Consider the following 19,900-nt stretch of genomic DNA (forward strand, 5'->3'; position numbering starts at 1 on the left):
TAACAGCCAGTGACAATAGATGCCACTTTAGTATCCTTGGCTTCCTGGCTGCCGTTTGAGCCTGCTTTATTAAGAAGACGCCATGAGCGAACGAACAACTTCTGCAAGCTGGGCGATGGGGATAGTCAAGGCATTGGAAATGGACGGCCTGGATTGCCGCGCCTTGTTCAAGCAGCTCGGCCTCGACTACGCCGCCCTGAGCGATCCCGATGCGCGGTTTCCACAGGACTCCATGACCCGCCTGTGGCAGCGTGCGGTGGAGCTGTCGGGTAACCCGGCGATCGGCCTGAACATGGGCAAAGTGGTGCGCCCGGCGTCCTTTCATGTGGCCGGTTATGCGTTGATGTCCAGCAACACCTTGGCCGAAGGTTTTATGCGGCTGGTGCGCTACCAGCGGATCATCGCTGAAAGTGCCGACCTGAGTTTCCGACTGATCCCCGAAGGTTATGCGCTGATTCTGACGGTACACGGTGACCACCTGCCGCCTACCCGGCAGAGCGCCGAAGCCTCGCTGGCCAGCGCCTTGGCCCTGTGCGGCTGGCTGACCGGCCGCACGCTGCAGCCGCGCAAGGTGGTGCTGCAAGGTGAGCAACCGGCGGACCTGGCCCCGTACAAACAAGCCTTCCATGCGCCGCTGGAATTCAATGCGCCCTATGACGCGCTGATTTTCGAGCGGGCCGACATGGACGCGCCGCTGCCCACGGCCAACGAGGCCATGGCCTTGCTGCATGACCGCTTTGCCGGTGAATACCTGGCGCGCTTCTCGGAAAGCCGCGTGACCCACAAGGCGCGGCAGGTGTTGTGCCGCCTGTTGCCCCAGGGCGAGCCCAAGCGTGAAGTGGTGGCCCAGACCTTGCACTTGTCCCAGCGCACTTTGCAGCGGCGTTTGCAGGAGGAGGGCACGAGCTTCCAGACCCTGCTCGATGACACCCGCCGTGAACTGGCCGAGCAATACCTGGCGCAACCCAGCATGACCCTGCTGGAAATTGCCTACCTGTTGGGCTTTGCCGACCCGAGCAACTTCTTCCGCGCGTTTCGTCGCTGGTTCGATGTCACGCCCGGCGAATACCGGGCGCGGTTGTTGGTCGCGTCGAGCGTCAGTGACGCCAAAACGCCGGAATACACAGAACAAAGACCGTAATGATCTCCAGCCGGCCGAGTAGCATGCCCAGTGACAGGATCCACTTGGCCGCATCCGGCAGGCTGGCGAAATTACCCGCCGGGCCAATGGTTTCGCCCAGGCCCGGGCCCACGCCCGAAACGGTACTCGCGGCGCCGGTCAAGGCGGTCATCCAGTCCAGGCCGAGCAGCGACAAGGCCAGGGCGATGGCGCAGATGGTGATGGCGAAGAAGAAGGAAAAGGTCAGGATCGACCGCACGATCTCTTCGTCGAGACGGTGGCCGTTGTACTTCTGCTTGATCACCGCGCGCGGATGAATCAGCTGGTTCAAGTTGGCCTTGAGCAGGATATAGGCAACCTGGAAGCGGAAGATCTTGATCCCACCCGCCGTGGAGCCCGAACAGCCGCCGATAAAGCCGAGGTAGAAAAACAGCATCAGTGAGAAATTGCCCCACAGGCTGTAGTCCCCCAGTGCAAACCCCGTGGTCGTCACCACCGACGTGACGTTCAGTGCCACGTGACGCAGCGCGTCCAGCCAGTGCAGGTTGGTGGTCCACCAGTACCAGGTGCCCAGCACCAGCCAGGTCACGATCAACAAACCGAGCAAACCTTGTACCTGCTGGTCCTTGATCAACGCCCGGCGGTTACCGCGCAAAGTGGCCACGTACAGGGTGAACGGCAAGCTGCCGAGGATCATCACCACCACGGCTACCCAGTGCACCGCCGGTTGTTTCCAGTGCGCCAGGGATTCATCGGAGGTGGAAAACCCGCCGGTGGAAATCGCTGACATCGCATGGTTGATCGCATCGAACAGCCCCATGCCGGCCCACCAGAACGCCAGGCTGCCAAGGATGGTGATGCCCACGTAGGCCGCCACGATCAGCCGCGCCACCATGTGCGAGCGGGGCATGACCTTTTCCGAGCGGTCCGAGGATTCGGTCTGGAACAGGCGCATGCCACCAATGCGCAGCAGCGGTAGGATCGCTACTGCCATGCCGATAAAGCCGATGCCGCCCAGCCAGTGCAGCAGCGAACGCCACATCAAGATACCCGGCGACATCGCGTCCAGCCCGCTCAACACCGTGGAGCCGGTGGCGGTAATGCCGGACATGCTTTCAAAAAACGAGTCGGTGTAGCTGATGTGCTGGGTCAGCAGGAACGGCAGCGCGGCAAAGATACACACCACCACCCAGCTGGTGACGGTGAGCAGGTACATGTCCCGCGGGCGCAGGTGCACATGCTCGGGACGACCGGGAATCACCAGCGCCAGGCCGGCGATAAAGGTGATCATGCTGGCCCACAGGAAGGAGGGCAGGTCGCTGGTGCGTTCGAAGATCACCAGGGTGGCCATGGGCACGACCATCGCGATCGCGAGGGTGATCAGGAAGATGCCGATGATGAAACCGATGATGCGCAGGGTCGGCAACGCCATGAAATTCGCTCGGATGTTGGAGGTGGCGCCATTCTACCTGCGGTGCAGGGCTTGTAAACCGGGGCTTGGAAGCGATGAGAGGCTAATGTGGGAGCGGGCTTGCTCGCGAAGGCGGCGTGTCAGTTGAAGAATTTGTAGCTGATAGACCGCTCCCACATGGATTGTGTGGTGTCTGATTGATTATCGACATCCGCATACAAAAAAGGCGACCCGAAGGTCGCCTCATTCAACTGCGCATTGATCAGAACTCGTGATCAGCGTTATCCGGGTTCAGGTCGCTGATACCCAGCTTGCCCGCTGCCGCTTCGATCGAACCGGTCTGCTTGACCAGGGCGGCGATGGCGTCACGGACGATCTGGTTGCCCGCATCGTTACCGGCCGCGATCAACTGGTCGTAGTGCTCACCCTTGTTGGCATGGTCAACCATGACCTGGATCTTCGCTTCGGTAGCCGCCAGGTCCGCTTTCAGTGCGGTGTCGGCTGCCGGGTCGGCCTTGGCCACCAGGGACGACAGGCTGGCGCCGGTCATTTTGGTGCCGTCGACGCGGGTGTACTCGCCCAGGTAGACGTTGCGGATGCCCTTGGCATCGTAGAAGTGCGAGTTGTGGGTGTTGTCGCTGAAGCAGTCCTGCTCGTCTTCCGGCGAGTTGGCTTCCAGGGAAACTTTCATGCGCTCACCGGCCAGTTCGCCCAGGGACAGGCTGCCCATGCCGAACAGCATTTTGCGCAGGCCGTCGGTGGCAGGTTCTGCCTCCAGGGTGGCGCGGTAGTTGTCTTCAACGTTGGGTTTCCAGTTGCCGACCATTTCTTCCAGGTCGCTGACCAGCAGTTGGGTCACGGCGCTCAGGTAGGCGCGGCGACGCTCGTTGTGGCCGCCAGTGGCGCCGTCGCCGGTCAGGTAGTCCGACGCAGGACGGTTGCCGGCGCCTGGGCCGGTGCCGTTCAGGTCCTGGCCCCAGAGCAGGAATTCGATGGCGTGGTAGCCGGTGGCGACGTTGGCCTCGGAACCGCCCAGCTCGTTGAGGCTGGCGAGTTTTTCCGGGGTGATGTCCTTCACGTCGACCTTGTCTTCGCCGACCTGGATTTCGTTGTTGGCGATGATGTTGGCAGTGGCGCCTGGGTTACCCAGGGCGTGTTCGTAGGACTTGTCGACATAGTCGATCAGGCCTTCGTCCAGCGGCCATGCGTTCACCTGGCCTTCCCAGTCGTCGATGATGGTGTTGCCGAAGCGGAACACTTCACTTTGCAGGTAAGGAACGCGGGCGGCGATCCAGGCGGTGCGCGCGGCTTTCAGGGTTTCGTCGTTCGGCTTGGCGAGGAACGCGTCGATAGCGGTTTGCAGGGTTTTCGCGGTGGACTCGGCATCGCTGTAGACCGCGAACACCATGTCTGCGTAATGCGCGACCACGGCCTTGGCAGCGGCTTCGTCGACCTGGCCGGCAGGAGTGGCAGCCGCTGGAGCGGTAGTGCTGGCAGCCGGGGTCGGCGCCTGAGGCGCGGCGGCCTTGTCTTTACCTTCGCCGCAACCGGCGAGAGAAATGGCAATGGCCAGCAGACTGGCGGTGGCCAGGGGCATACGAATCATGGCGAACATCCTGCTTCGGTTGTTGATGGGGCGCGCGGGGGAGCGCAAAAACTGCGACATAATGCGAAAGATTTGCATTTTGTGTAAAGGGTTATACGCGGGAAATATTCAGTATCGTTTTGCTGCATCAGAGAATCGCGGCGTTATTGCGCTCCGACTGCTTCAAAAAAGCCGCCAACTCCCGCGCCGGCAAGGGTTTGCTGTAGTGATAACCCTGACCTTCATGGCAGCCTTCGGAGATGATGTAGGCCTCCTGCTCGGCGGTTTCCACGCCTTCGGCGATCACCTGCATACCGAGGCTTTTGCCCAGTTGGATGATCGCCCGCACGATGGTGGCGTCGTCGTCATCGTCCAGCAGGTCCTGCACGAAGCTCTTGTCGATCTTGATCTTGTCCAGCGGCAGGCTTTTCAAGTAGCTGAGGGATGAGTAGCCGGTGCCGAAGTCATCAATCGCAATCAATGCCCCGGAACGGCGCAGGCTCAGCAGGTGCTGGGCGGCGGTGCTGATGTCTTCCATCAGGCCGGTCTCGGTGACTTCCAGTTCCAGGCTGCGCGGCGGCAGGCGGTAGATCTGCATCAGGTTGTTGACCACCCGCGGCAACTCGGTGTGGTGCAATTGCACGGTGGACAGGTTGACCGCCATGCGCAACTCGGTGAAGCCCAAGTCGTGCCATTCACGCAATTGCCGGCAGGCCTGGTCGAGTACCCATTCCCCAATCGGGATGATGGTGCCGTTCTGTTCGGCCAGCGGAATGAACAGGTCCGGCGGCACCAGGCCATGTTCCGGGTGCTGCCAGCGGATCAGCGCTTCCACGCCGACCACATGGTGATCGCGGTAGCTGATCTGCGGCTGGTACACCAGGTGGAATTGGTCGCGGCTGAGGGCATCGCGCAGGTCTTTTTCCAGCTCGCGGCGACGGCGCATTTCGCTGTCGACGCTGGCGATATAGAACTGATAGCGGTTGCGCGACCGGGTCTTGGCCAGGGTCATGGTTTGCTCGGCTTTCTGCAGCAGCTTTTCGGTGCTGTCGCCGTCTTCCGGGAACAGGGTGATGCCGATGGTGGCGCGTAGGCGGATGCCTTCGTGGTCGAGGGCAAATTCCGCTTCCAGGTCATCGAGGATGCTTTGCGCCAGTTCGGCGGCCTCGTAGGGCTGGTCGATATCGGCCTGTACCAGGGCGAACTGGTCGCCGCCCAGCCGGGCCAGGGCACCGAGGCGGCCGCTGTGGGCGCGCAAACGGTCGGCCAGGGCCAGCAGCAATTGGTCGCCGGCCTGGTAGGTGAACTGTTCGTTGACGCTCTTGAAGTCATCCAGCCCCACGCACAACACGGCCACGCGGCGTTGGCGTCGACCGGCGTCGATGAGGATCTTGTCCAACTGCTCCTGCAGTTTCTGGCGGTTCGGCAGGCCCGTCAGGAAGTCGTACTGGGCCATGCGCAGTAGGCTGCTTTCCGCCTCATGGCGCAGGTGGGTGTTGCGTTCGATGGATTCGAGCAACTGGTTGGCGGTGTTGATCCACAGCCCCAGTTCATTGCGCTCGTGGCCCTTGAGTTGCGGGATCTTGTGTTCGCTGGGCCGGTCCGGGTTGATCGAGGTCAGGTGCTCGATGATCCGCGACAGCGGCTTGGTCAGCAGCCAGTGGTAGACCAGGTACAGCACCAGGCCCATCGCCAGGGCGCGCAATACCCCGGAAATAAAGATGATCACTGAACTGACAATAAACCCCTTGCCGTAGGTGGCCGTGTCGAGGGTGATGCTCAGATCGCCGTAATACTCGCTGTAGGGGCCTTTGCCGACCAATGCGGTGGTGAACGTGCGTTCCTGGCCGAGTATCAGGTCGGTCAACCAGCGGCTGGGCGATTGCTGTAGGGCGCGGCTTTTTTCGGCGAGCATGGTTTCGTTGGGATGGCCGATGGACGCCATGCGCACCGCGTCATCCTGGAACAGGCCCTCAATCACTTGCATGCCCATCTCGCGGTCCAGGCTGTAGACGGCCTGGGTCGAGGGGTCGCGGAACATGTCGAGGATGCGCTGGGCATCGCCGGCCACGGCCTGGCGCGTCTTGTAGGCATCGAAAACGATCTGCGCCACGCTCAGCGCAACGCCCACGATCAATGCCGACAGCAGCACAACCCGTAGCAACTTCACCGACAAGCTGTTCTTGAGTTCCAGCTTCAAAGGGGCATTCCTTGTCTCATGCGGGTGGCCTTCAATATGCCATGAGTATTGGCAATCCCGTGAGGGCAGTCAAAGGAACATTAGGGCCGCAGGCGTCTTGAGGCTGAATGCACAGAAAAAAACAGAAAAAAACGGCGGATTTGCTCCGCCGTCTGGGTACTCGACTTATCTGTGGTCAGAACAATGCCGTTCTATTACTGATAGGCGGAGATCTCGATCTTTGGCGGCGCCGGCGGCATCATGTCCTCACCCGGCTTGCTGGGTGCACTGGCACCACCGCCTTCGCTACCACCGCCTGCGCCACCGGCGAGGCCTTTCATAAGCCCGCTCATGAGTTGCATCGCCATCTGCCCGCCCGCTTTTCCGATTTCTTCCATCATTGATTCTCCAGCAGAGTGTGAAAGGGTTATTCCTCTCACTGCGTGGGTGGCAGATTCCCTTCTGCGGGTTCCACGATTCCGGTCTGGCCAGCGTTGTGGAACGCCCACAAAAAAGCCCGGCAATGCCGGGCTTTTTCTACTGCAAGCGTCGCTTAGGCAGTGAAGGTCTTGCCTTCGAACTGCTCAGCCACGAACTTCCAGTTGACCAGGTTCCAGAACGCTTCCACATACTTTGGACGCACGTTGCGGTAGTCGATGTAGTAGGCGTGTTCCCATACGTCGCAGGTCAGCAGCGGGGTGTCGCCGTTGGTCAGCGGGTTGCCGGCGCCGATGGTGCTGGCCAGGGCCAGGGAACCGTCAGCCTTTTTCACCAGCCAGCCCCAACCGGAACCGAAGGTGCCGACGGAGGTCTTGGTGAACTCTTCCTTGAACTTGTCGAACGAACCGAACGCAGCGTTGATGGCTTCAGCCAATGCGCCGGTCGGTTGGCCGCCAGCGTTTGGCGCCAGGCAGTTCCAGTAGAAGGTGTGGTTCCAGACCTGAGCGGCGTTGTTGAAGATGCCGCCCGAAGAGGATTTGACGATCTCTTCCAGGGTCTTGCCTTCGAACTCGGTGCCTGGCACCAGGTTGTTCAGGTTCACGACGTAGGTGTTGTGGTGCTTGTCGTGGTGGAATTCCAAGGTTTCCTTGGAGATGTGCGGCTGCAGGGCATCGTGTGCGTAGGGCAGCGGCGGCAATTCGAAAGCCATGATGATTCTCCTAATCAGGTCAGTTGCGGTGAGCGCAAGGCCGATCACGGGCGGCCAAACAAGCGCCGGGGAGTTTGTACTCTTTGCGGCGCAGGGTCCGGATCATAGCACCGGGGGTGCGGCAAAACCACGCAACAACTGTGTGGGATAGAGGTTCCAGAGCGTTTTGGAATATTCCCTAAGCCGCGATCAATTGATAGGCCACGCTGAACATCATCACCGCCACCAACAGGTCCAGCAGGCGCCAGGTTGCCGGCCGCGCCAGCCAGGGTGCCAGCCATGCCGCGCCGAGTGCCAGGGTGGCGAACCACAGGAACGATGCGCTGGCGGCGCCGGCCACGTAGGCACCGGGTTCGGTTTGCTGTGCGCCGAGTGAGCCGATCAGCAATACAGTGTCCAGGTACACGTGCGGGTTGAGCAGGGTCACGGCCAGCGCGCTCAGCAACACCGCGCGCAGCGAGCGCACCTTGAGAGTGTCGCCTTGGTCCAGGCTTTGTTTCGAACAGGCCCGGCGCAGTGCGCACGCGCCGTACCAGATCAGGAACGCCGCGCCGCCCCAGCGTGCCACCGCCAGCAGCACCGGGCTTTGCGCCAGCACCGTCGCCAGGCCGAACACCCCGGCGGCCACCAGCAGGGCGTCACACACCACACACAATGCCGCCACGGGCAAGTGATGTTCACGACGCAGGCTCTGCGCCAGTACAAAGGCGTTCTGGGTGCCGATGGCCATGATCAGGCCCAGCGCCACCAGCAGACCATTCAAATAGCTTTGCCACATAGGATTTACTCCGCGTCTGCTGCCAGTTGCCGCAACACCTGCAGGGCGCGCTCGGCATCGGCACGCCCGACGAACAGGTGGTCGTGGTAATAACCGGCAATCACATTGCAACTGATGCCGGCCTTGCCCAGCGCACTGGCGAAGGCGGCGGTGAGGCCCACGGCTTCCAGGGCCGAATGCACATTCAAGGTGATCCACGCGGCGACGTAGTCAAAAGCCAGGCCGGCCTGTTCCGCTTGTTGGCGTTCAACGATCAGGGTCAAGCCTTCCTGCTCGCGAAAGCTGCCGATTACCTCGCAGCCAGCAGGGATGCGGTTGTCGGGCACGGTGCAGAACACATAGTCGCCGTCATTGAGTTGAGGGCTCATGCTGCGCAGCAGGGTTGCCAGGGCGGTTTCGCCAGCCATGGGAGGTTCCTTATAAAGAGAAGAGCGATGCTGGCTATTCTCAGGGTGCAGGCTGTATAAGAAAAACCAATATTCCTGATCGCTCATTAGAGAAACTGATGTTCGACTATAAATTGCTTTCTGCCCTGGCAGCCGTGGTGGAACAAGCGGGCTTCGAGCGTGCCGCTCAGGTGCTGGGGCTGTCGCAGTCGGCCATCTCCCAGCGCATCAAGTTGCTGGAGGCACGTATTGGCCAGCCGGTACTGGTGCGGGCCACGCCGCCGACGCCCACTGATATCGGCCGTCGCCTGCTCAACCATGTGCAACAGGTGCGCTTACTGGAGCGCGACCTGCAAAGCCAGGTGCCCGCGCTGGATGAGGAAGGCATGCCCGAACGCCTGCGCATCGCGTTGAACGCCGACAGCCTCGCCACGTGGTGGGCCGAGGCCGTCAGCGGGTTTTGCGCCGAGCAGCATTTGCTGCTGGATCTGGTGGTGGAAGACCAGACCGTCGGCCTCAAACGCATGCGCGCTGGCGAAGTGGCGGCCTGCATCTGCGCCAGCGAGCGTCCGGTGGCGGGCGCGCGCAGCCTGTTGCTGGGCGCCATGCGGTATCGCGCGTTGGCCAGCCCGGCGTTTATCGCCCGGCACTTTCCCCAGGGCGTACGCGCCGATCAACTGGCGCGCACCCCGGCACTGGTGTTCGGGCCGGATGATTTCCTGCAGCACCGCTATCTGGCTTCTCTCGGCGTGGACGGCGGTTTCGAGCACCATTTGTGCCCATCGTCTGAAGGTTTTATCCGCCTCACCGAGGCGGGCCTGGGCTGGGGGCTGGTGCCGGAATTGCAGGTTCGCGACCAGCTGGAAAAGGGCATATTGGTCGAGTTATTGCCAGATAAGCCCATCGATGTGCCGCTGTACTGGCATCATTGGCGCAGTGGCGGGCAACTGTTGGGCTTGCTGACCGACCATCTGGCCCAGGCTTGTGGTCAATGGCTGGTGCCGTTGGAGTGATGGCGTGCGTCAAGGCAACAGCGATGAAAAACGTAAGAACATGGGGTAATACATGAAGATTCTGGTCACCGGCGCAAGCGGCTTCATTGGCGGGCGCTTTGCGCGTTTCGCCCTGGAGCAGGGCCTGGACGTGCGGGTCAACGGGCGACGTGCCGAAGGTGTGGAGCACCTGGTCAGGCGCGGCGCCGAGTTTATCCAGGGTGATCTGAATGACGCCGACCTGGTGCGTCACCTGTGCCGCGATGTCGAGGCCGTGGTGCACTGCGCCGGCGCCGTCGGCTTGTGGGGCAAGTATCAGGACTTTTACCAAGGCAACGTGCTGGTCACCGAAAACGTCGTCGAAGCCTGCCTCAAGCAGCACGTCGGGCGTTTGGTGCATCTATCGTCGCCCTCCATCTACTTCGACGGTCGCGACCACCTGGGCCTGACCGAAGAGCAAGTGCCCAAGCGCTTCAAGCACCCTTATGCCGCCACCAAATACCTGGCCGAGCAGAAGGTGTTCGGTGCCCAGGAGTTCGGCCTCGAGGTGATTGCCCTGCGCCCGCGATTCGTTACGGGGGCCGGCGACATGAGCATCTTCCCGCGCCTGCTGAACATGCAACGCAAGAACCGCCTGGCCATCGTCGGCGACGGCCTGAACAAGGTCGACTTCACCAGCGTGCACAACCTCAACGAAGCCCTGCTCAGCAGTTTGCTCGCGCCGGGCCCTGCGCTGGGCCGGGCCTACAACATCAGCAACGGCACGCCAGTGCCGGTGTGGGATGTGGTCAACTACGTGATGCGTCAAATGCAATTGCCCCAGGTGACGCGTTACCGGTCCTACGGTTTGTCCTACAGCGTGGCGGCGCTCAACGAAGCGTTTTGTGCGATGTGGCCCGGGCGACCGGAGCCGTCTCTTTCGCGCCTGGGCATGCAAGTGATGAACAAAGATTTCACCCTCGACATCAGCCGCGCCAGGCATTATCTGGATTACGAGCCCAAAGTCAGCCTGTGGACCGCCCTCGACGAGTTCTGCAGTTGGTGGAAAGCCCAGGATCCGGGGTTCAAGTAAGCACACAAGCGGCAACACTTCGGGAACCGAATCTGGCGTTCCGGGTCGATCAGTGCGCCGGGAACGCGGTTTATACTCCCGTCGCACGCCACTTCACCGATTCAGGGTTGATACATGCGCAACGATGCTAAAGACGACTTCGACAACGTTCCCAGCCTGCGGGCCGATGTCGGGGATGACGATGATTTCGAACCCACCCCGGCCACCTCGGTGCGCTCGCGCAACCCCCAGGTGGTCAAGGTCAAGAGCGCCAGCACCGGGCCTTTGTGGGCGTTGATCGGCGCGCTGCTGATCGCCTTTGCGGGCCTGGCCTGGTGGAGCTTCCAGCAGATCTCCCTGATGGGCCAGCAGTTGGTGGCCACCCAGGAAAGCTTCGCGCGCATCAGCGAGGAAGCGGCGGGGCGCCTGCAGGACATTTCCGGCAAGGTGGTGGCCAGTGAGGCCAGCGTCAACAACGGCAGCGAAGCGCTGAAACTGCAGATCAAGCAGCTGGAAACCCAGTTGCTGGAGCAGGGCAAGCAGCAGGTCGGCGTGGCTGGGCAAGCCACCGAGTTGGATAAACGACTTGCACAGATGACCGCCAGCACCACCGACCTGTCCAACGCCAATAGCAAGCTGCAGGGCCAAGTGCAGGCGCTGACCGACGCCGTGGCGACGCTCAAGGCGGCGCAAGTTGACGCCGGAAAGCGCGATAACGAAATCAAGGAGCTCACTGCAGACGTGGCCGCCTTGAAGAAACAGGGCAACCCGAGTGCTGCCATCGCGCGTATCGAGCAAGACCTTGTGGTGCTCAAGAGCGCCCAGGACAACCAGCCGGCCAACAGCGATGCGCCGACCAATAAAGAGTTCGACGTGTTCCGTATTCAGACCACGCGCAACATCACCACGTTGCAAAGCCAGGTGCAGAACCTGAACCAGCAGCTGAATGCGCCGGCAAGGGTCACCCCGCTCGGGCAATAAGGCTGATGTTGGGAATGTCACCACTTGGTGACATTTCCCATCGCCTTCGTTACTTGCCCCCACCGCGCCCTTGTTTAGACTCCGGTCATCCCACAAAAAACAATAAGGGCCACCCATGACCACGCAACCACTGCCTGCCAGCAGTTGGCTGAACGCGCCTGCCCACCACGCCTGGCTTGCGGCCGAGGGGCAGCGCCTGCTGGCCTTCGCCAAGGCGTCCCGACTGCCCGACGGCTTTGGCAACCTGGACGACAAAGGCCAATTGCCGGCCGACGCCCACGCCGAAACCATGAACACCGCCCGCATGACCCATAGCTTCGCCATGGCCCACGCCTTGGGCTTGCCGGGGTATGCCGAGCTGGTTGCGCATGGCGTTGCAGCCCTCAGTGGCCCGCTGCGTGACAGTGAGCACGGTGGCTGGTTTGCCACGCCCCACGCCCTCGATGGCAACCGGGGCAAGGCGGCTTACCTGCACGCGTTCGTTGCCCTGGCCGCCAGCTCGGCGGTGGTGGCAGGTGCGCCCGGTGCACAAAACCTTCTGACTGACGCTGTCCATATCATCGACCAGTTTTTCTGGAGCGAGGAGGAGGGCGTGATGCTCGAATCGTTCGCCCAGGATTGGAGCGGTGTCGAAGCCTATCGCGGCGCCAACAGCAACATGCACGCTACTGAAGCCTTCCTCGCGCTGGCCGATGTCACCGGCGATACGCGCTGGTTGGACCGCGCCTTGCGCATCGTCGAGCGGGTTATCCACACCCACGCGGCGGGCAACCAGTTCATGGTGATCGAACATTTCGACACGCACTGGCAACCCTTGCTCGGTTACAACGAAGACAACCCCGCCGACGGCTTCCGCCCCTACGGCATCACTCCCGGCCACGGTTTTGAATGGGCGCGGCTGGTGCTGCACCTGGAAGCCGCGCGCCTGCACGCCGGGCTTGCTACGCCCGAATGGCTGGTGACCGACGCCAAGGGCCTGTTCGCCAGCGCCTGCGAATACGCCTGGTCCGTGGATGGCGCCCCCGGCATCGTCTACACCCTCGACTGGAACCAGCGCCCGGTGGTGCGCGAACGCCTGCACTGGACCCACGCTGAAGCCAGCGCTGCAGCCCAGGCGTTGCTCAAACGCACCGGCGAGTTGCACTACGAAACCTGGTACCGGCGTTTCTGGGAGTTTTGCGAAACCCACTTCATCGACCGTATTCACGGCAGCTGGCACCACGAACTCAGCCCCCACAACCAACCCAGCAGCGTCATCTGGGGTGGCAAGCCCGACCTGTACCATGCCTGGCAAGCGGTATTGCTGCCTGCGCTGCCGTTGGCGCCAAGCATGGCCAGTGCCATCGGGGCTGGGCGCTATGTCACCGGTTGGTGACATTTGTCCATCCCTTTGTTACCTGCGCCTGAAAAATCCATGTTTAAACTCCGTGCAGCGCAAGCCTAAGACTTGCATGCATAACAACAAGAAAAGGTACTCAGATGAATGCGATTAATCGCCTCGCCGTTGCTATTTCCATTGCCTCGTTGTTTCCCCTCTCTGCATTTGCCGCCGACTCGAAAGGGACGGTTGAAGTTGTGCATTGGTGGACCTCGGGCGGTGAAAAGGCGGCTGTAGATGTCCTGAAGGCCCAAGTTGAGAAAGATGGTTTCGTCTGGAAAGACGGCGCCGTAGCAGGTGGCGGTGGCGCCACCGCCATGACCGTGCTGAAAAGCCGCGCGGTTGCTGGCAACCCGCCAGGCGTTGCCCAGATCAAAGGCCCCGACATCCAGGAATGGGCGTCCACCGGCTTGCTCGACACCGACGTGCTCAAAGACGTCGCCAAAGAAGAGAAGTGGGACTCCCTGCTCGACAAGAAAGTCTCCGACACCGTGAAGTACGAAGGTGACTACGTCGCCGTACCGGTCAACATCCACCGCGTGAACTGGCTGTGGATCAACCCGGAAGTCTTCAAAAAAGCCGGTATCACCAAGAACCCGACCACCCTCGAAGAATTCTACGCAGCCGGCGACAAGCTGAAAGCCGCAGGCTTCATTCCGCTCGCCCATGGTGGCCAGCCTTGGCAGGACAGCACCGTGTTCGAAGCGGTCGTTCTGTCGGTGATGGGGGCCGATGGCTACAAGAAAGCCCTGGTTGACCTGGATAACGCTGCGCTGACCGGTCCGGAAATGGTCAAGTCGCTGACCGAACTGAAGAAAGTCGCGACCTACATGGACGTCGACGGCAAAGGCCAGGACTGGAACCTCGAAGCGGGCAAGGTCATCAACGGCAAGGCCGGCATGCAGATCATGGGTGACTGGGCCAAGTCCGAATGGACCGCGGCCAAGAAAGTCGCCGGCAAGGACTACGAGTGCGTAGCCTTCCCAGGCACCGACAAAGCCTTCACCTACAACATCGACTCCCTGGCGGTGTTCAAGCAGAAAGACAAAGGCACCGCTGCTGGCCAGCAAGACATTGCCAAAGTCGTGCTGGGTGAGAACTTCCAGAAAGTGTTCAGCATCAACAAGGGTTCGATCCCTGTTCGCAACGACATGCTGAACAAAATGGATTCCTACGGCTTCGATTCCTGCGCCCAGACCGCTGCCAAGGACTTCCTGGCAGACGCCAAGACCGGCGGCCTGCAGCCAAGCATGGCGCACAACATGGCCACTACCCTGGCGGTGCAAGGTGCGTTCTTTGATGTCGTGACCAACTTCATCAACGACCCGAAAGCCGACCCGGCCGACACCGCCAAGAAATTGGGCGCTGCGATCAAGTCTGCCAAGTAAGGCCCTGTTCAAGAGTCGGGCTGTTGTGGCGAGGGAGCTTGCTCCCGCTGGGGTGCGAAGCACCCCCAAAGGCGGCGTCTGCTTCGCAGCCGAGCGGGAGCAAGCTCCCTCGCCACACCCAGCAGACTCCGGCAGGCAGTAGTCCTTTTTCCCTGTACTGGATTTCCCCATGAGTTCTGTTGCTGTGTTCAGCAAAGCCTCGCCGTTCGATGCACTGCAGCGCTGGCTACCCAAACTGGTGCTGGCGCCCAGCATGTTCATCGTGCTGGTGGGCTTCTACGGCTACATCCTGTGGACGTTTGTGCTGTCGTTCACCAATTCCACATTCCTGCCCACCTACAAATGGGCGGGCCTTGCGCAATACGCGCGGTTGTTCGACAACGACCGCTGGTGGGTAGCGAGCAAGAACCTGGCGGTGTTTGGCGGGATGTTCATCGGTATCACCCTGGTCATCGGCGTGACCCTGGCGATCTTCCTCGACCAGAAAATCCGTCGTGAAGGTTTTATCCGCACCATTTACCTGTACCCGATGGCGCTCTCGATGATCGTCACCGGTACCGCCTGGAAATGGCTGCTCAACCCGGGCATGGGCCTGGACAAACTCCTGCGTGACTGGGGCTGGGAAGGCTTCCGTCTCGACTGGCTGATCGACCCGGATCGCGTGGTCTACTGCCTGGTGATCGCTGCCGTCTGGCAAGCCTCGGGCTTTATCATGGCGATGTTCCTGGCTGGCCTGCGCGGTGTCGATCAATCGATCGTGCGCGCTGCACAGATCGACGGTGCGAGCCTGCCGCGCATCTACTGGAGCGTGGTGTTGCCAAGCCTGCGTCCGGTGTTCTTCAGTGCGGTGATGATCCTGGCGCACATTGCGATCAAGAGCTTCGACCTGGTAGCGGCGATGACCGCCGGCGGCCCAGGCTACTCGTCCGACCTGCCTGCGATGTTCATGTACTCGTTCACCTTCAGCCGTGGCCAGATGGGCATGGGTTCGGCCAGTGCCATCCTGATGCTCGGTGCGATCCTCGCGATCATCGTGCCTTACCTCTACTCCGAGCTGAGGACCAAGCGTAATGACTAGTCTCGCCTCCAAATCACCCATCAGCCTGAGTCGCATCGCGATCTATGCGGTGCTGATCCTCGCCGTGCTGCTGTACCTGGTGCCGCTGGTGGTGATGCTGCTCACCAGCTTCAAGACCCCGGAAGACATCAGCTCCGGCAACCTGCTGAGCTGGCCGACCGTGGTCACCGGCATCGGCTGGGTCAAGGCCTGGGCCACGGTAGACGGTTACTTCTGGAACTCGATCAAGATCACCGTTCCGGCCGTACTGATCTCCACCGCCATCGGTGCGTTGAACGGTTATGTGCTGTCGTTCTGGCGCTTCAAAGGCTCGCAGCTGTTCTTCGGCCTGCTTTTGTTCGGCTGCTTCCTGCCGTTCCAGACCGTGCTGCTGCCGGCCTCGTTCACCCTGGGCAAGATGGGCCTGGCCAGCACCACCACCGGCCTGGTGTTCGTGCACGTGGTCTACGGCCTGGCGTTCACCACGCTGTTCTTCCGTAACTACTACGTGAGCATTCCGGATGCGCTGATCAAGGCCGCGCGTTTGGACGGTGCAGGTTTCTTCACCATCTTCCGTCAGATCATTCTGCCGATGTCGACCCCGATCATCATGGTCTGCCTGATCTGGCAGTTCACCCAGATCTGGAACGACTTCCTGTTCGGCGTGGTGTTCTCCAGTGGTGACTCCCAGCCCATCACCGTGGCGCTGAACAACCTGGTCAACACCAGCACCGGGGCCAAGGAATATAACGTGGATATGGCGGCGGCGATGATCGCCGGGCTGCCGACCCTGCTGGTCTATGTGATCGCAGGCAAGTATTTCGTGCGCGGCCTCACGGCCGGCGCGGTCAAGGGGTAATCATGGCTACGCTTGAACTTCGCAATGTAAACAAGACCTATGGCGCCGGCCTGCCCGACACCTTGAAGAACATCGAACTGTCGATCAAGGAAGGCGAATTCCTGATCCTGGTCGGCCCTTCGGGGTGCGGCAAATCCACGCTGATGAACTGCATCGCCGGTCTTGAGACCATCACTGGCGGCGCCATCATGATCGGCGACCAGGACGTGAGCGGCATGAGCCCCAAGGACCGTGACATCGCCATGGTGTTCCAGTCCTACGCGCTGTACCCGACCATGAGCGTGCGCGAGAACATCGAGTTCGGCCTCAAGATCCGCAAGATGCCCCAGGCCGATATCGACGCCGAAGTGGCGCGTGTGGCCAAGCTGCTGCAGATCGAACACCTGCTCAACCGCAAGCCTGGCCAACTCTCCGGCGGCCAGCAACAGCGCGTGGCCATGGGCCGTGCACTGGCGCGTCGGCCGAAGATCTACCTGTTCGACGAACCGCTGTCCAACCTCGACGCCAAGCTGCGCGTCGAGATGCGCACCGAAATGAAACTGATGCACCAGCGCCTCAAGACCACTACGGTCTACGTGACCCACGACCAGATCGAAGCAATGACCCTGGGCGACAAGGTCGCGGTAATGAAGGACGGCATCATCCAGCAGTTCGGTACGCCGAAAGAAATCTACAACAACCCGGCCAACCAGTTCGTGGCGAGCTTTATCGGTTCGCCGCCGATGAACTTCGTGCCGCTGCGCCTGCAACGCAAGGACGGTCGCCTGGTGGCCCTGCTCGACAGCGGCCAGGCCCGTTGCGAACTGGCGCTTAACACCACCGATGCCGGCCTTGAGGACCGCGACGTGATCCTGGGCTTGCGTCCGGAGCAAATCATGTTGGCCTCGGGCGAGGGCGACAGTGCGTCGAGCATCCGTGCCGAAGTGCAGGTCACCGAGCCGACCGGCCCGGACACCCTGGTGTTCGTGCAACTCAATGACACCAAGGTCTGCTGCCGCCTGGCACCCGACGTGGCACCGCAGGTGGGCGAGACCCTGACCCTGCAATTCGATCCTTCCAAGGTATTGCTGTTCGACGCCAACACCGGCGAGCGACTGGGCACTGCTTCTTCATTGCCCGCCCAGGGGCATGCCGACAATGTGGCCCAATTCAAAGGCCGTTGAAGCAGATAAGTTGTTGTTTTAGATAAAAAAAGTAAACCGCGTTAGATAAAAACAGTTTAATAACAATAAAGACGAGGATGTAGGGATGAAAAAGCAACACAACAACACTCGGCTGATCTGCCAAATGTCAGCTGCAGCAGCCCTGGTATTGTCCGCCAATGCGATGGCGGCCGATGCATTCAGTGCTGATTCGAAATGGATGACCGGCGACTGGGGTGGCGAGCGTACCAAGCTGATCGAGCAAGGTATCGACATCAAGGCTGACTACGTTGGGGAGATGGGCTACAACGCCAAAGGTGGTTACAACAACGACAAGACCGGTCGTTACTCCGATCAATTCGGTCTGGGCGTAGCACTGGACCTGCAAAAGTTGTGGGGTTGGGATAACACCCAAGCCAAGATCCAGTTGACCAACCGTAATGGCCAAAATATCTCCAATGACCGTATTGGCGACCCGCGTGCCGGCACCTTGAGTTCGTCTCAAGAAGTCTACGGCCGTGGCCACATGGTGCGTCTGACCCAGTTCTGGATCCAGCACCAGATGTTCGACAACAAGCTGGACGTGAAACTCGGTTACTTCGGCGAAGGCGAAGACTTCAACACCTTCCCGTGCGACTTCCAGAACCTGTCGTTCTGCGGCTCGCAAGTGGGTAACTATGTAAACACCTGGTACAACTGGCCGGTCAGCCAGGCCGCGATCCGCGTGAAGTACAACATCACGCCTGAGCTGTATGCGCAAATCGGTGCGTACAACCAGAACCCATCGCAACTGGAGCACGGCAACGGCTTCAAACTCAGCGGCAGCGGCACCAAGGGCACCGTGATTCCGGTGGAATTGGTCTGGTCGCCGAAGGTCAACAACCTGCCGGGCGAATACCGTGTGGGTTACTACAAAAGTGCCGCCGATGCTTCGGACGTTCGTGAAGACATCAACGGCAACGATGCAGCGACCACTGGCGCGGCTTACCGTACCCGCAGCAGCAAGAAAGGCTACTGGTTCGTTGCCCAACAGCAACTCACCACGCATAACGGCGATGCTTCCCGCGGCCTGAACATCGCGGCCAACGCCACCTTCCACGACAAGGAAACCAACCTGGTCGACAACTATCAGTCGATCATGCTGGTGTACAAAGGGCCATTCGACGCGCGTCCAAAAGATGACGTTGGTATCGGTGTCGCTCGCCTGCACGTCAACGATGACGTGAAGAAGAACTCTGAGTTGCTCAACGCCGCCAATGGCGTGAGTGACTACGATAACCCGCTGTACACGCCGATCCGTGAGACTGAATACAACGTCGAACTCAACTACGGTTTCCACGTCACCAACTGGCTGACCGTGCGTCCAAACCTGCAATACGTCGTGCAGCCTGGCGGCGTGGATAAAGTCGACAACGCGTTGGTAGCCGGCCTGAAAATTCAGTCTACGTTCTAACGTTGTTGCGATAAGCTCCTTCTCTCTGTGCGCATTTTGCGGGTAGCCATGGCTACCCGCTTTTTTTGGGCAGCACTGTGAAGACATTCAGGACTGTGGCACATGCATGAGCAACCGCTGCAACGCTTTTTCAAATCCCTGCGCGAGCGTCCGGTGTTCGCCTGGGAACGCTTCCAGATGCGTGACGTGTTGGTGATCGACCATCCGCTGTGCCAGGCGGTGTTCAGCCGCCAGGGCGCGCAATTGCTGCACTTTCAGCCTACCGGTCAAAAGCCTTGGCTGTGGTGTGCAGCCAAGTGGCCGCAAGTCGGCGCCATCCGGGGCGGCATACCGGTGTGCTGGCCGTGGTATGGCCGTCACCCGAGCGAAAATGCCTGGCCCTCTCATGGCTGGGCGCGGCTGATCGACTGGAAACTGCTCGACAGCAGCACCGACGACGACGGCGTACGCCTGCACTGGCAACTGCAGCTGTGCGACTGGCAAGTCGACCTGCACGCGCACCTGGGCGAAACCCTGGAATTGCGCTTGAGTACCGAGCATCAGGACGAGCTGCCGTGCCAATTGAGCCACGCTTTGCATGCCTACTGGCGTATTGGTCACGTTGATGAGGTAGCGCTGTCTGGACTTGAGGGCGCGCAAGGCTACGACCAGCTCAATCGCCAGGTTTGCCAGCAGGAAGGCGAGCTACGCGTGGAAGGTGGTTGTCAGCGGGTGTTCCAGCATGACGGTGAATTGCAGCTCAAGGACCATGCCTGGCAGCGTGAGCTGTGTATCGATACGGGCGACAGCGCCGACACCGTGGTGTGGCATCCGGGCAGCCGGCCGCTGTTGGGCGTGAGCTTCAACGAGGCATCGGGGTTTGTGTGCGTGGAGTCGGCGATGGCTGCGGCCAGCTTGGCGCCGGGGGAGCGGGCGCATTTGAGTTTGCAGGCCAGGGCTGGAATTTAGCGGGATGTTTAGGGCCTCTTCGCGAGCAAGCCCGCTCCCACA

General features: G+C 60.9%; 18 protein-coding genes. 11 read left to right on the top strand and 7 right to left on the bottom strand.

Annotated features, from left to right (window positions below; translation table 11 throughout):
* The first annotated feature begins 82 nt into the window (after positions 1 to 82).
* Positions 83 to 1,141, top strand: coding sequence for an AraC family transcriptional regulator (locus HX812_RS10005; RefSeq protein WP_038851604.1), 1,059 nt, complete (start codon positions 83 to 85; stop codon positions 1,139 to 1,141).
* Here the strand turns inward: HX812_RS10005 and HX812_RS10010 are convergent.
* From HX812_RS10010 to HX812_RS10040, 7 genes are all read right to left on the bottom strand, one after another.
* Positions 1,098 to 2,552 carry a TrkH family potassium uptake protein gene (locus tag HX812_RS10010; RefSeq protein WP_028617711.1) on the bottom strand — a complete coding sequence of 485 codons (1,455 nt, stop codon included), beginning with the start codon at positions 2,550 to 2,552 and terminating at the stop codon, positions 1,098 to 1,100. The genes HX812_RS10005 and HX812_RS10010 overlap by 44 nt on opposite strands.
* Before the next feature lie 241 nt (positions 2,553 to 2,793).
* On the bottom strand, positions 2,794 to 4,137 hold the full coding sequence (locus tag HX812_RS10015) for an imelysin family protein (protein WP_038851605.1): 1,344 nt from the start codon (positions 4,135 to 4,137) through the stop codon (positions 2,794 to 2,796).
* A gap of 127 nt (positions 4,138 to 4,264) precedes the next feature.
* On the bottom strand, positions 4,265 to 6,316 hold the full coding sequence (locus HX812_RS10020; RefSeq protein WP_038851606.1) for a bifunctional diguanylate cyclase/phosphodiesterase: 2,052 nt from the start codon (positions 6,314 to 6,316) through the stop codon (positions 4,265 to 4,267).
* A 194-nt stretch (positions 6,317 to 6,510) separates the two neighbouring features.
* Positions 6,511 to 6,696: a hypothetical protein gene (locus HX812_RS10025; protein ID WP_038851607.1), complete on the bottom strand. Its 186-nt coding sequence runs from the start codon at positions 6,694 to 6,696 to the stop codon at positions 6,511 to 6,513.
* A gap of 152 nt (positions 6,697 to 6,848) precedes the next feature.
* A complete protein-coding gene (locus HX812_RS10030) occupies positions 6,849 to 7,445 on the bottom strand; it encodes a superoxide dismutase (protein ID WP_016975406.1) in 597 nt (198 codons plus the stop codon).
* A 178-nt stretch (positions 7,446 to 7,623) separates the two neighbouring features.
* Positions 7,624 to 8,223, bottom strand: a complete 600-nt coding sequence (locus HX812_RS10035; protein WP_033896331.1) for a LysE/ArgO family amino acid transporter — start codon at positions 8,221 to 8,223, stop codon at positions 7,624 to 7,626.
* Positions 8,224 to 8,228: 5 nt separating this feature from the next.
* Entirely contained in the window at positions 8,229 to 8,630 is a 402-nt protein-coding gene (locus HX812_RS10040) for an ACT domain-containing protein (RefSeq protein ID WP_038851608.1), read from the bottom strand.
* Positions 8,631 to 8,728: 98 nt separating this feature from the next.
* On the opposite strand from HX812_RS10040, the gene HX812_RS10045 reads away from it, so the two are divergent.
* The 10 genes from HX812_RS10045 (at position 8,729) to HX812_RS10090 (ending at position 19,858) form a co-directional block, all read left to right on the top strand.
* Positions 8,729 to 9,622 carry a LysR family transcriptional regulator ArgP gene (locus HX812_RS10045; protein WP_016975403.1) on the top strand — a complete coding sequence of 298 codons (894 nt, stop codon included), beginning with the start codon at positions 8,729 to 8,731 and terminating at the stop codon, positions 9,620 to 9,622.
* Positions 9,623 to 9,674: 52 nt separating this feature from the next.
* Positions 9,675 to 10,673: an NAD(P)-dependent oxidoreductase gene (locus HX812_RS10050; RefSeq protein WP_038851610.1), complete on the top strand. Its 999-nt coding sequence runs from the start codon at positions 9,675 to 9,677 to the stop codon at positions 10,671 to 10,673.
* Positions 10,674 to 10,787: 114 nt separating this feature from the next.
* Positions 10,788 to 11,633, top strand: coding sequence for a hypothetical protein (locus tag HX812_RS10055; RefSeq protein WP_038851611.1), 846 nt, complete (start codon positions 10,788 to 10,790; stop codon positions 11,631 to 11,633).
* Positions 11,634 to 11,748: 115 nt separating this feature from the next.
* Complete coding sequence (locus tag HX812_RS10060) at positions 11,749 to 13,008, top strand: AGE family epimerase/isomerase (RefSeq protein ID WP_038851612.1); 1,260 nt, start codon at positions 11,749 to 11,751, stop codon at positions 13,006 to 13,008.
* A gap of 104 nt (positions 13,009 to 13,112) precedes the next feature.
* Entirely contained in the window at positions 13,113 to 14,399 is a 1,287-nt protein-coding gene (locus tag HX812_RS10065; protein WP_038851613.1) for an ABC transporter substrate-binding protein, read from the top strand.
* A 169-nt stretch (positions 14,400 to 14,568) separates the two neighbouring features.
* Positions 14,569 to 15,477, top strand: coding sequence for a carbohydrate ABC transporter permease (locus HX812_RS10070; protein ID WP_033896325.1), 909 nt, complete (start codon positions 14,569 to 14,571; stop codon positions 15,475 to 15,477).
* Entirely contained in the window at positions 15,470 to 16,315 is an 846-nt protein-coding gene (locus HX812_RS10075; RefSeq protein ID WP_016975397.1) for a carbohydrate ABC transporter permease, read from the top strand. The genes HX812_RS10070 and HX812_RS10075 overlap by 8 nt, the downstream gene beginning before the upstream one ends.
* 2 nt (positions 16,316 to 16,317) lie before the next feature.
* A complete protein-coding gene (locus HX812_RS10080) occupies positions 16,318 to 17,478 on the top strand; it encodes an ABC transporter ATP-binding protein (protein ID WP_016975396.1) in 1,161 nt (386 codons plus the stop codon).
* Between the two features lie 85 nt (positions 17,479 to 17,563).
* The gene (locus HX812_RS10085; protein ID WP_016975394.1) at positions 17,564 to 18,910 is read left to right on the top strand and encodes a carbohydrate porin; all 1,347 of its coding nucleotides are present in this window, start codon (positions 17,564 to 17,566) and stop codon (positions 18,908 to 18,910) included.
* 102 nt (positions 18,911 to 19,012) lie between these two features.
* Positions 19,013 to 19,858, top strand: a complete 846-nt coding sequence (locus tag HX812_RS10090; protein WP_038851614.1) for a D-hexose-6-phosphate mutarotase — start codon at positions 19,013 to 19,015, stop codon at positions 19,856 to 19,858.
* Positions 19,859 to 19,900: the final 42 nt, after the last annotated feature.

This window comes from Pseudomonas sp. IPO3749, assembly GCF_013386605.1.
Taxonomy (GTDB): domain Bacteria; phylum Pseudomonadota; class Gammaproteobacteria; order Pseudomonadales; family Pseudomonadaceae; genus Aquipseudomonas; species Aquipseudomonas azotoformans_A.